Annotated in this window: 9 protein-coding genes and 1 pseudogene; 3 read left to right on the top strand and 7 right to left on the bottom strand. The window is 65.0% G+C overall.

What is annotated here, in order from left to right; genetic code table 11:
• The 3 genes from VK533_RS07910 to ppdK all read left to right on the top strand — a co-directional run.
• On the top strand, positions 1-633 hold a 633-nt coding region (locus VK533_RS07910; RefSeq protein ID WP_324376321.1), incomplete at its 5' end, for a glycine--tRNA ligase subunit alpha.
• A complete protein-coding gene (gene glyS, locus VK533_RS07905) occupies positions 633-2,849 on the top strand; it encodes a glycine--tRNA ligase subunit beta (RefSeq protein ID WP_324376320.1) in 2,217 nt (738 codons plus the stop codon). The genes VK533_RS07910 and glyS, both read left to right, overlap by 1 nt.
• A 126-nt stretch (positions 2,850-2,975) precedes the next feature.
• Complete coding sequence (gene ppdK / locus VK533_RS07900) at positions 2,976-5,663, top strand: pyruvate, phosphate dikinase (protein WP_324376319.1); 2,688 nt, start codon at positions 2,976-2,978, stop codon at positions 5,661-5,663.
• Between the two features lie 241 nt (positions 5,664-5,904).
• Here ppdK and VK533_RS07895 read toward each other — a convergent pair whose 3' ends face one another.
• From VK533_RS07895 to VK533_RS07865, 7 genes and pseudogenes are all read right to left on the bottom strand, one after another.
• Complete coding sequence (locus tag VK533_RS07895) at positions 5,905-6,387, bottom strand: hypothetical protein (RefSeq protein WP_324376318.1); 483 nt, start codon at positions 6,385-6,387, stop codon at positions 5,905-5,907.
• A gap of 166 nt (positions 6,388-6,553) precedes the next feature.
• Entirely contained in the window at positions 6,554-7,540 is a 987-nt protein-coding gene (locus VK533_RS07890) for a type II secretion system F family protein (protein WP_324376317.1), read from the bottom strand.
• A 4-nt stretch (positions 7,541-7,544) separates the two neighbouring features.
• On the bottom strand, positions 7,545-8,504 hold the full coding sequence (locus VK533_RS07885; protein ID WP_324376316.1) for a type II secretion system F family protein: 960 nt from the start codon (positions 8,502-8,504) through the stop codon (positions 7,545-7,547).
• A gap of 1 nt (position 8,505) precedes the next feature.
• Positions 8,506-9,762 carry a pilus assembly protein CpaE gene (locus VK533_RS07880; protein ID WP_324376315.1) on the bottom strand — a complete coding sequence of 419 codons (1,257 nt, stop codon included), beginning with the start codon at positions 9,760-9,762 and terminating at the stop codon, positions 8,506-8,508.
• Positions 9,759-10,151 carry a CpaD family pilus assembly lipoprotein gene (locus VK533_RS07875; protein ID WP_324376314.1) on the bottom strand — a complete coding sequence of 131 codons (393 nt, stop codon included), beginning with the start codon at positions 10,149-10,151 and terminating at the stop codon, positions 9,759-9,761. Before VK533_RS07875 ends, VK533_RS07880 begins: the two co-directional genes overlap by 4 nt.
• 1 nt (position 10,152) lies before the next feature.
• Positions 10,153-11,679 carry a type II and III secretion system protein family protein gene (locus tag VK533_RS07870; protein WP_324376313.1) on the bottom strand — a complete coding sequence of 509 codons (1,527 nt, stop codon included), beginning with the start codon at positions 11,677-11,679 and terminating at the stop codon, positions 10,153-10,155.
• A 49-nt stretch (positions 11,680-11,728) separates the two neighbouring features.
• Positions 11,729-12,004: pseudogene (locus VK533_RS07865) on the bottom strand (Flp pilus assembly protein CpaB); the annotation flags it as partial.

The following is a 12,004-nucleotide window of genomic DNA, read 5'->3' as shown; positions in this document are numbered from 1 at the left end:
TATCAGGTGATATTGAAGCCGAGCCCGCCCAATTTGCAGGAATTGTATCTCGGTTCGCTGGCGCGGATCGGGATCGACACGAAGAACCACGATATCCGCTTCGTCGAGGACGATTGGGAGAGCCCGACCTTGGGCGCATGGGGGCTGGGCTGGGAAGTCTGGTGCGACGGGATGGAGGTGACGCAGTTCACTTACTTCCAGCAGGTCGGCGGGTTCGATTGCAAGCCGGTCGCGGGCGAGCTGACCTACGGGCTGGAGCGGCTGGCGATGTATATCCAGGGCGTCGACCGCGTGTACGACCTCGCCTTCAACGACGAGGGCGTGACGTACGGCGACGTCTTCCTTGAGAATGAGAAGCAGTTCAGCGCCTATAATTTCGAGGCGGCGAACACCGAGACATTGTTCAAGCAATTCACGCAGGCGGCGGACGAGTGCAAGGCGCTGCTGGAGCGCGACAAGCCGCTGCCGCTGCCGGCCTATGACCAGGCGATCAAGGCGAGCCATATCTTCAATACGCTGCAGGCGCGCGGGGTGATTTCGGTCGCCGAGCGCCAGGCCTATATCGGCCGTGTGCGCGAGCTGACCAAGGGCGCGTGCGAAGCCTGGATGGCGCATAACGGGTGGGACGCCTGATGGCTGACTTCCTGCTCGAATTGCTCTCCGAGGAAATCCCCGCGCGGATGCAGGAGAAGGCGTCGGCCGATCTCCAGCGCCTGTTCGAGGCGGATATCGCCAAGGCCGGCCTGGCCGCGAGCGCGATCGAGACCTATGCGACGCCGCGCCGGCTGGCGCTGATCGCGCGCGGCCTGCCCGCCGCGACCGAGGCGGTGTCGGAAGAGACGAAGGGCCCCAAGTCCTCCGCGCCACCGCAGGCGCTGGAAGGCTTCCTGCGCAAGACCGGGCTGACGCGCGAGCAATTGATCGAGCGCGACGGCATATTGTTCGCGATCGTCGAGAAACCCGGCCGCGCCACCGCCGAGGTGCTTGCCGAGGCGATTCCGGCGATCGTGCGCGCCTTCCCGTGGCCGAAGTCGATGCGCTGGGGCACGGCCTCCGCCTCGACCGCGAGCCTGCGCTGGGTACGGCCGCTGCAGGGCATCATCGCCTTGCTCGGCGAGGATGTGGTGCCGTTCGAGATCGACGGCATCCAGAGCGGCGCGGCGACCTATGGCCACCGCTTCCATCATCCCGGCAAGATCACGATCGGATCGGCGGGCGACTATGCCGAGAAGCTGCGCGCCTGCCACGTCATCCTCGACCCCGCCGAGCGGCGCGGCATCATCGAAGGCGGCGCACGCGCGCTGGCCGAGGCGCGCGGGCTGCATGTCATTCCCGACGATGGCTTGGTGGCGGAGAATGCCGGGCTGACCGAATGGCCGGTGCCGTTGCTCGGCGACTTCGACCCGGCCTTCCTGGAGGTGCCGCGCGAGGTGATCCAGCTCACCATGCGCACCAACCAGAAATATTTCGCGTGCGTGGACAAGGCGGGCAAGCTGGCGCCGAACTTCATCTGCACCGCCAATATCGTGGCGGAAGATGGGGGCGTCGCGATCGTCAACGGCAACCGCAAGGTGCTGGCGGCGCGGCTGTCGGATGCGAAATTCTTCTGGGAGCAGGACCTCAAGGTGCCGCTCGCGGAGCAGGCGAAGAAGCTCGATCAGATCCGTTTTCACGAACAGCTTGGCACGGTTGCCGACAAGGTCGAGCGGGTAGCAAGACTGGCACGCTGGCTTGTCGAGCAGGGCGTTATCAAGGGAGCAAACCCCGAACATGCCGAGCAGGCCGCCCGGCTCGCCAAGGCCGATCTGGTCACGGGAATGGTCGGCGAGTTCCCCGAATTGCAAGGCGTTATGGGTGGCTATTACGCGCACGCCGAAGGGCTGCCGCACGAAGTCGCTGGTGCGATCCGCGACCATTATAAGCCGGTTGGGCAGAGCGACGAGGTGCCATCCGCACCTGTCACAGTGGCTGTAAGCTTGGCGGACAAGCTCGATACAATTGCGAAGTTCTTTTTTGAGGGAATGGAACCTTCGGGTTCCAAGGATCCGTTTGCTCTTCGCCGGTCGGCACTTGGCGTCATAGGCCTGCTCCAGACCAACGACCTGCACCTCGGTTTAAGGGACGCCCTTTCTTGGGCAATCGTCCATGGCATTGGCAGAGCCCTGGGTGATCAGAGCTCAAAGCTTATTAAGCAAATTCGAGAGGCCCAAAAAGCTGCAGGCTTCCCTTTGTCTGACGACGAAGCGGACGCGATTTGGGAACAGCTTGAGAAGCGAAACGTGTCTGACGAAGCGCTCGATGCGCTGTTCAAAGATAGGGTTTATCCTACCCGGGATCGTTTGCTCGATTTCTTCGCTGACCGTCTCAAGGCTCAGCAGCGCGAAGCCGGTGTTCGCCATGACCTGATTGATGCAGTGTTTGCGCTGGGCGGAGAAGATGATCTCGTGCGGTTGCTCGCGCGGGTGAAAGCATTGCAGGCGTTCATCTCTACCGAAGACGGCACAAACCTGCTCGCTGGCTATAAGCGCGCCGCAAACATTCTCCGCAAAGAAGAGTGGCGCGCCTCGAGCGAATCTCTTCTGCCGTCCTACACCCCCGAACCCGCTGAAGATGCCTTGATCGCAGCGCTTGCTACCGCCGGAGCCGCCGCCGATTTCGCGGTTAAGGACGAAAATTTCGAGGGCGCAATGGCAGCTCTCGCTACCCTACGAGGTCCAATCGATGCTTTCTTCGATACCGTTACCGTCAACGATGTCGACAGGGACAAGCGCGAAGTACGCCTAGGGTTGCTGGCTCTTATCCGCGACGCGGTGCATCGCGTTGCCGACTTCTCCAAGATCGAAGGGTAGCGCTAACGCTGCACCTGCGAACAGATTAGCGCAATTTGCTTTCGTTTTGCCCGGCTTGATTGGAGTTATTTGACGGCCTAGCGCTTTTGCACCGCAACAGGCGGGTGGCGAAGGAGCGTATCGGAGATGGCGAGTGTGCCGGTGAGCGTCGAGCAGGAACGCTATGTCTATCGCTTCGGGGGCGGGGTCTCCGACGGCGGCAACGGCGACAAGAATCTGCTCGGCGGCAAGGGCGCCAATCTCGACGGCATGGCGGGCATCGGCCTGCCCGTCCCGCCCGGCTTCACGATCTCGACCCCGGTGTGCGCGCTTTATTATGATCAGGGCGGCGCCTTCCCTGACAGTCTGCGCGACGAGGTCGTCAGCGGCATCGCCCATATCGAAAAGGTGACCGGCAAGAGCTTTGGCGACAACGCCGACCCCCTGCTCGTCTCGGTCCGCTCGGGCGCGCGCGCGTCGATGCCGGGGATGATGGATACGGTGCTCAACCTCGGCCTCAACGATCAGACCGTGCAGGGCCTGGCCGCCACGTCGGGCGACGACCGGTTCGCGTGGGACAGCTATCGCCGCTTCATCCAGATGTATGCCGACGTCGTGCTGGAGCTCGACCATGGCGCGTTCGAGGAAGCGCTGGAGATCGCCAAGGAGGATCGCGGCGTCAGCCTCGACACCGAATTGACCGCGGACGATCTGCGCGCGCTGGTGAAGAGCTACAAGGGCCTGGTCGAGGAGCAGTGGCACAAGCCGTTCCCGCAGGACGTGCACGACCAATTGTGGGGCGCGATCGGCGCGGTGTTCGGATCGTGGCAGTCGGACCGCGCCAAGGTCTATCGCCGGCTGAACGATATTCCGGGCAGCTGGGGCACGGCGGTCAACGTCCAGGCGATGGTGTTCGGCAATATGGGCGAGACGTCGGCGACCGGCGTCGCCTTCACGCGCGATCCGTCGACCGGCGAGCGCGCTTATTATGGCGAGTTCCTGATCAACGCGCAGGGCGAGGACGTCGTCGCCGGCATCCGCACGCCGCAATATCTGACCAGGGCCGCGCGCGAGCGGGCCGGCGCGAAGGCGCTGTCGATGGAAGAGGCGCTGCCGGAGACCTACACTGAGCTGGCGCGCGTGTTCGACCTGTTGGAAACGCATTATCGCGACATGCAGGACATCGAATTCACGGTGCAGCAGGGCAAGCTGTGGATGCTGCAGACGCGGTCGGGCAAGCGCACCGCCAAGGCCGCGCTCAAGATGGCGGTCGACATGGCCAATGAGGGGCTGATCACGCAGGACGAGGCGATCGGCCGGGTCGATCCCTCGGCGCTCGACCAGTTGCTTCACCCGACGCTCGATCCCAAGGCGCATCGCGACGTGATCGCGAAGGGGCTGCCCGCCTCCCCCGGTGCGGCATCAGGCCAGGTCGTGTTCGACGCCGACACCGCCGAGAAGCGCGCGGCGGTGGGCGATTCGGTGATCCTGGTGCGGGTCGAAACCTCGCCCGAGGACATTCACGGCATGCATGCCGCCAAGGGCATATTGACCGCACGCGGCGGCATGACCAGCCACGCCGCCGTGGTGGCGCGCGGCATGGGACGGCCGTGCGTGTCCGGCGTCGGCAGCCTCGCGATCGACGCCAAGGCCAAGCTGTTCCGCGTCGGCGGCAAGGAAGTGCGCGAGGGCGATATCGTCACGATCGACGGCGCCACCGGCGAGGTGATGCTGGGCCTCGTCGCGACCGTGCAGCCGGAGCTGGCGGGCGATTTCGGCGTGCTGATGGTGTGGGCGGACGATGTGCGCCGGCTGAAGGTGCGCACCAATGCCGAGACACCCAACGACTGCCGCACCGCGCGCCAGTTCGGGGCGGACGGCATCGGGCTGTGCCGAACCGAGCATATGTTCTTCGACGCGAGCCGGATATCGGCGGTGCGCCAGATGATCCTGGCCGAGGACGAGAAAGGCCGCCGGCGCGCGCTCGAGAAATTGCTGCCCGAGCAGCGCAGCGACTTCGCCGAGATTTTCGAGATCATGGCCGGGCTGCCGGTGACGATCCGCCTGCTCGATCCGCCGCTCCACGAATTCCTGCCGCACGAGGAAGAGGAATATGCGGAGGTGGCGTCCGCCTCGGGCGTGTCGGTCGAGCAGTTGAAGCGCCGTGCGGCCGAACTGCACGAATTCAACCCGATGCTGGGCCATCGCGGCTGCCGGCTGGGGATCACCTATCCCGAGATCTACGAGATGCAGGCGCGCGCGATCTTTGAGGCGGCGTGCGACGTGGCGCGCAAGACCGGCGAGGCGCCGATCCCCGAGGTGATGGTGCCTTTGGTCGCGACCCGGCGCGAGCTGGAGATCATCAAGCTGCTGGTCGACAAGACCGCCAAGGATGTTTTCGCCGAGAAGGACCAGGTGCTGGAATATCTGGTCGGCACGATGATCGAGCTGCCGCGCGCGGCGTTGCGGGCGGGCGAGATCGCCGAGGTCGGCGAATTCTTCTCGTTCGGCACCAACGACCTGACGCAGACCGCCTTGGGCGTCAGCCGCGACGATGCGGCGCGCTTCCTCGGCACCTATGTCGAGCTGGGCATCTACGCGAAGGACCCGTTCGTCAGCCTCGATATCGAGGGCGTGGGCGAGCTGATTCAGATCGCGGCGGAGCGCGGCCGGGCGACTCGACCCGATATAAAACTGGGCATTTGCGGTGAACATGGCGGCGATCCGGCCTCGATCGCCTTCTGCGAAAGCGCGGGACTCGATTATGTCTCCGCTTCGCCTTATCGTGTACCGATCGCGCGCCTGGCAGCAGCCCAGGCGGCACTGAAACGCTAGAGCCTGATCGTCACCGACGGTGGCGTGAATCAGGCTCTCAAGTTGGACAATCAATCCCGCCCGGGGCGCTATCGGGCGGGACTAAGGCGGTCACTAAGCCTCCCGCCAGAAATGCCCCCTTCCGCCCCTACGGAAGGGGGCTTTTTCGTGGGGCCCGTCATCCCCGCGAAAGCGGGATCCCGCTTTCTAGCGCGGTCAAGGCAGCGTCATTCCCGCGTTCGCGGGAACGACGGAAAGAACCTTAGCTGAAGCTGGCGCTGTGCTCGTCGATCTTGCCGGCTTCGAGCAGGGCGGCCTGATCGCGCCATTGTTCCTGCTCGATATAACCGTCGTCGGCGCCGAGGCGCTGTTCGAGCGCGGCTTCGTCCTCGGGAGTCATGCCGGTGATGTCCGAATAACGGTAGATACCCTCTTCGTTGAGCCGCCGCTGTCCGGCGGCACCGATGCCGCGGATGCGCGACAGATCGTCGCGGGTGAGGTCGAGCGTGTCGGAGGTCACCACCGGTGCGGGCGTCACGACCTCTACGGGCCGGCCTCCTTCCAGTTCGGCGACGCGGGCGCGGGCGGCGTCAAGTTCGGCCTGCTCGTCGGCGCGGGCGTCGCGTTCGGCCTCGTAGGCGCGCTTCCATTTCTTGCCGCCCGAGCGGGATACCAGCCCCAAAAGCCATCCCAGCACGAGCACGAGAAAAAGGACGGCCCACTGGTTGGTGGTGAATTCGGGCATGTTCACACTCTCCCTGCTCGTTTGGCGAAGGATTGCGCGTAGGAGCGCCCGCGGTCAACATTGATTGGGGAAGCCGGTTCCGGCCCGCTCCCCCGCCCAACCTCCCGATCCAGCATGATCATGTCGGGAGGTTGGGCGGGGGAGCGGAACCGCTCAAACAAATATGTTACGTCTTGAGCATGTTGTCGCTGATCGAGCAGGCCGCGGGCCCCAGGATCACGATGAACAGCACCGGCAGAATGAACAGGATCAGCGGCACGGTCATGATCGCGGGCAGGCGCGCGGCCTTTTCCTCGGCGCGCATCATGCGGTCGTGGCGGAATTCGGCCGAGAGCACACGCAGCGCGGAAGCGAGTGGCGTGCCGTATTTCTCCGTCTGGACCATGGTGGTGACGACGCCGCGAATGGAATCCAGGTTCACGCGCTGGGCGAGGTTATCGAATGCCTGGCGGCGATCGGTGAGGAAGCTGAGCTCGATCGCGGTGAGCGCCATTTCGTCGCCCATTTCGGGATAGCCCTTGCCCAATTCCTTCGCCACGCGGTGGAAGGCGGCGTCGACCGTCAGGCCGGCCTCGGCACAGATGACGAGCAGATCAAGCGCATCGGGCAGGCCCTTGCGGATCGCGGCGGTGCGCTTGGTGATCTTGTTCTTCACGACCAGATCGGGCGCCTTGTAGCTCAGGATCAGCGCGCCCGCGACGAGCATATAATGCTTGAAACCGCCCCAGCTCGGGAACCAGTTGAGCACGTAGACGCCGAAGATGAAGGTGCCGCCGATCACGATCGGCAGCACCATCCGCGCGAAGATGACGGCGATGGCGGCGTCCTTGGAGCGGATGCCGGCCTGCATCAATTTGACCTGCGTTTCCTTGAGCTGCTTGTCCTGCAGCACCTTGAGCCCACCGAGCAGCGAGCGCATCTGCTCGGTCGCCTTGCTGCTCTGGTTGAGGCGCGAACGCTTGCGGGTCGATGCGGTAATGCCCGCCTTCAGCTGTTCGCGCCGCTGGTTGAGCGCCTTGACGCGCTTCGTCATCGGATCGCGCACGGTCGAGCCGGCGTAGATCGCGACGATCAATGCGGCCACGGCCAGCGCCGCCATGAAGGTGGCGATGGTGACGGCATCGAGGCCGAATGGGATGTGGGTCGGCATCATCGCATCAGATCTCGAAATTGATCATCTTGGCCATGATGAACACGCCGATGCCCATCCACACGCCGCCACCGCAGGCCGCCATGATCAGCCGGTGATCGGTGAAGAAGGTGCCCATATAATCCGGGTTGATCCACCAGATCAGGCCGAAGACGATGAAGGGCAGCGAGCCGATGATGTAGGCCGACGCCTTCGATTCCGACGACATCGCGTTGATCTTGAGCTTCATCTGCAGGCGCTTGCGCAGCACGTCGGCAAGGTTGCCGAGCGTTTCCGCGAGATTGCCGCCGGTTTCGCGCTGGATCGCGAGCGTGATGCAGAAGAACTGGAATTCAGGCGTGTTGAGCTTGTCCGCGGTTTCCTGCAGCGCCTGTTCCATCGTGCGGCCGATGCGCATGCGATCGGCGACGCTGCGGAATTCGCTGCCGACCGGATCGGGCACTTCGCTGCCGACCACGGACAAGGTCTCGGAAATGGGCAGGCCCGAGCGCAGACCGCGCACGAGCAGTTCGATCGCGTCGGGGAAGCGCGCGAGAAACTTCTTCATGCGGCGCTTGATCATCTTGCCGACGAGCATGTGCGGCAGGCCGACGCCGATCAGGATGCCGAGGAACAGGGCCAGGAAGAAGGGCACGCCCCGGAAGGTCATCAGCAGGAAGGCGACGGCGGAAAAGCCCGCGCAAAAGACAGCGTAGCGCCCCAGCGTCCAGCTCTTGCCGGTCGCTTCGAGACGACGGCGCAGCAATTCGGGATTTGGCAGAAAGCGAAGAAAGACATCGTCGAGCGCGGTAGACCGTGCGGCCGCGATCCGGCGCAGCTGGGTCTCGACCGTGTTGCCGGTGCCGGTATGGCGGGCCTTGACCGTGTCCAGCCGGCGCTTGCGCGTGCGCCCGCCCGGCGGGCCGACGAGGGCAAGCCCGCCCAGCACCAGCAGGCCGCCGAAAAGCAGGAGAAGGATCGTCAGCACGTCAGTCGGCAGGCGCGGTGGACTTGCGCGGCAACAGGCTGCGCACGTCGGCGATGCGGCCGAGCAGCGACTTGCTCTTCTTGAGCACGCCTTCCTCGCCCATCACCTGCTCGACCAGTTCGGTCATCGCCAGGCCGATCTTGCTGCCCTTGGCGACCTCGGCCAACGGCTTGCCGACCTTGGCGGACTGCGATGCGAGCTTGGCGTCATAGGGAATGACGACATCGATCTTGTGTTCGACCGACGATTCGAATTCGCGGCGGACGACCTCTTCCTGGCCGAGGACCGGCACCTTGTTGGCGACCAGCAGCACCCGCGTGGCGGGCGCATTGGCCTTGAGCCAGGACAGGATCCGGATCGTGTCGCGGGTCGCGGCGAGCGTGAGCTCGGTCACGACGACGGCGGTCGCCACGTCGCCGAGCAAAGCGGGATGCTGGACCAGCATATGGCGCGGCAGATCAACCACCGAACAGGCGACCGCGGCGCGCAATTCGTCCTGAAGCTGGAGGAAAGCGGTGCCGTCGCCGGTGAGCGGCTGGCTGATCGGCGCTTCGGCCGACAGCACGCCGAGCATGTCGTTAGGACGGACGAGCGCGCGTTCGATGAACAGACCGTCGATACGGCTTGGATTCTCGATCGCGTCGGTCAGACCGCGGCCGGGCTCGAGGTCGAGCGCGAGCGCGGCGGTGCCGAAATGCACGTCGAGATCGAGCAAAGCGGTCGACTTGTCGCGCTCGCTCATCAGCCAGGCGAGCGAGACCGCGAGCGTGGAACAGCCCGAGCCGCCGCGCACGCCGATCACCGCCGTCATCAGATGCGGCGTCGCGGAAGCGGCCTCGGCCGCGCGCGCGCCGGCCTGGATCGTCTGCGCGCCGGCGATGCACTCGTGCAGCTGCTCCTGCGTGAAGGGCTTGAGCAGGTAATCGTGGATGCCGGACGCGAGCAGGTCGCGATAGAAGCGGACGTCGTTGATGCGCCCGCAGGCGATCACCATCGTGCCCGGCTCGCACACTTCGGCGAGGCCATTGATATCTTCGAGCGGGTCGCTCGAGTCGCCGAGATCGACGAGCAGGATGCTCGGGCTCTGCGAGACGGCGAGGCTCTGCACCGCATAATTCACGCCGCCATTATGGATGCGTTCAAGCGGCCATCCGAAAGACAAAGCGGTCGCGCGGACCACGTCCTCCGAATCCAGATCGCTCATGAAAGCGCTGAACGGATCGCGCGTCCCGGTGCGGGGATGGAAGGGCGCGTTCACTGGCCGCCTCCCGACTTGGAGCTTTCCTTGACGGTGGTGGTCCAGAGCTTCGAAGTCGGCTCCGCCTCGCGCCACGCCTTGATCGCGCGGACCAGGCTGGCGGTATCGGTGGTGGCATCGGACTTGCCGTGCAGCAGATCGGCCGGATCGGCGATCATCGCCGCCAGGTTCGAATTGATCGCGCAGCCGTAATTGCTGTCGGTCATCGCGGCCGAGTCGACCCCGCCCGACGACCAATTGGGGCAGTTGGGGACCACCGCCTGGCTGCCGCTGACGACCGGCTGATTGACCGAATCGAGGCTGAAATTGCGCTTGGCCTCAATCGGGCCGGCGGCGAGCAGCACGCCCAGGATGAGCGCGCCTTTTTGAACAAGACGCATCGTCTTCATCTCACTTCCCTCCCGCGGGAGCAGGGGTGGCCGGGGTAGCAGGAGCCGCGGCGACACCGCCGACGCCGGTCGGGCCCGGCCGGCGTGCACCGGAGTCACCCTTGAAGGTCGAACCGAGCAGCCAGCGCTCGGCATCGCCCGGCGCCTTGTAGCCGTCGGTCGGCAGCTTGATCTGCGACGCGTCGACGGGCCGGACCAGGTATGGCGTAACCACGATGATCAGCTCGGTCTGCTGGCGGCGGAAGCTGTTCGAGCGGAACAGGGCGCCGATGATCGGCAGCGCGCCGACGCCCGGCACCTTGTCGGTCGAATTGGCGGTATTGTTGTTGAGCAGGCCCCCGATCATGAACGACTGGCCCGAGCCGAGCTCAACCGTCGTTTCCGCACGGCGGGTGACGATGCCGGGAATGGTGAAGCCGCCCAACGTCACGGTACCCGCGCTCGACAGCTGCGACACTTCGGGGCGGACGCGGAGCGAAATGCGCCCGTCGCTTAGCACGGTCGGCGTGAAGGCGAGGCTGACGCCATATTGCTTATATTCGACCGACACCTGGCCAAGGCCCTGTGCGATCGGGATCGGGATTTCGCCGCCGGCGAGGAAGCTGGCGGTCTCGCCCGACAAGGCGGTCAGATTGGGTTCGGCGAGCGTGGTGACCAGACCATCCGTCTCCGCCGCGTCGATCGCGGAGAGAATGTCGAGCCCGAGCAGATGGCCCGCGAGCGCGATGCTGGTCTTGCCCGCGCCCTGGCCGAGCTTGCTCAAGTCGTAGGCCGTGCCCGGATGAAGCACGTCGACGAACTGCCCCGTCGCCGGATTGAAGGGAACGCCGATCGGGCCATATTGGGTCGGCACCTGAACGATCGGCAGCTTGGAAATGTCGGTATTGCCGATCGAGCCGAAATCGCGGCCCTGGGCGATGCCGAACTTGAAGCCGCCAGTCTGATCGCGGGTCAGCAGATTGACGCCGAGAGTCTTGATCAGATCGCGGCTGACTTCGGCGATCTTGACCTGCAGATTGACCTGCAGCGGGGTCGCGGTCCGGAGCCGGTTGAGCACCTGAACGCCGCCGGCGAACGCCGTGGTCAGGCGTTCGGCCTCTTCGATATCCCGGGGCGTCGCGACGGTGCCGGTCAGCAACACCATGCCGCTCACCGGGGTGGCGGTGATATCGGCGTCGGGCATCGCGAGCCTGAGCATTCCGCCGACGGCGGTCAGATTGTTGCCGACGCGCACGTCGGTCGACCAGATCACAGTGCCCGATTTGTCGGTGGCATAGATGCTGGTCGTGCCCGGGGTCTTGGCGAACAGATAGAGCGCGGACGGACCCTTGACCTGGACGTCGGCGATCTTGTCGTCGGCGACGAACATGCCCGTCATCGCCCGCGGAAGGCGGATCAGCTGGCCGGAGCCGACCGACATGTTGATCACGCGTGCCGGCGCTTCGGCGACAGTGCTGGACGAAGTCATGCCCTCGGCGGCGCGAGCCGCGCCGGGCGCGAGCAGGCCGGCGGTAGCGATCGCGGCCACGATCACGGGCGCGCAACTTTGGCGCAAAAAGGCTTTGATATGCATGGGATCAGTTCCCGCCCGGAGCGGCGGAGGCGCCAAGCGGCGTCACGGTCACGTTGTTGCCGCGTGCGACCACGATCATACCGCCCGGTGCGACCGCATGAACCACCGCCTTGGCGGTTTGTACCATCGCGTTGGCGGCCGTCTCCGGCGTCTGCTTCGGCGCGATATGGGAAGGCTGATAGCGCGATACGTCGCCGCCGGTGGTCGCGGTGGTGTTGGTATCGACCGGGCGCGACGCGATCTGGACCAGCATGTCCTTCTCGGTCTTGGTATCGGCCGG

It is taken from the genome of Sphingomonas sp., assembly GCF_035317925.1.
GTDB lineage: Bacteria > Pseudomonadota > Alphaproteobacteria > Sphingomonadales > Sphingomonadaceae > Sphingomonas_I.
This window is presented reverse-complemented; position numbering and strand designations above follow the sequence as displayed.

Coding starts and splice junctions, on each gene's coding strand:
- VK533_RS07875 (WP_324376314.1), bottom strand. CDS start 10,151: ATGAAGACGATGCGTCTTGTTCAAAAAGGCGCGCTCATCCTGGGCGTG.
- VK533_RS07890 (WP_324376317.1), bottom strand. CDS start 7,540: ATGATGCCGACCCACATCCCATTCGGCCTCGATGCCGTCACCATCGCC.
- glyS (WP_324376320.1), top strand. CDS start 633: ATGGCTGACTTCCTGCTCGAATTGCTCTCCGAGGAAATCCCCGCGCGG.
- VK533_RS07895 (WP_324376318.1), bottom strand. CDS start 6,387: ATGCCCGAATTCACCACCAACCAGTGGGCCGTCCTTTTTCTCGTGCTC.
- ppdK (WP_324376319.1), top strand. CDS start 2,976: ATGGCGAGTGTGCCGGTGAGCGTCGAGCAGGAACGCTATGTCTATCGC.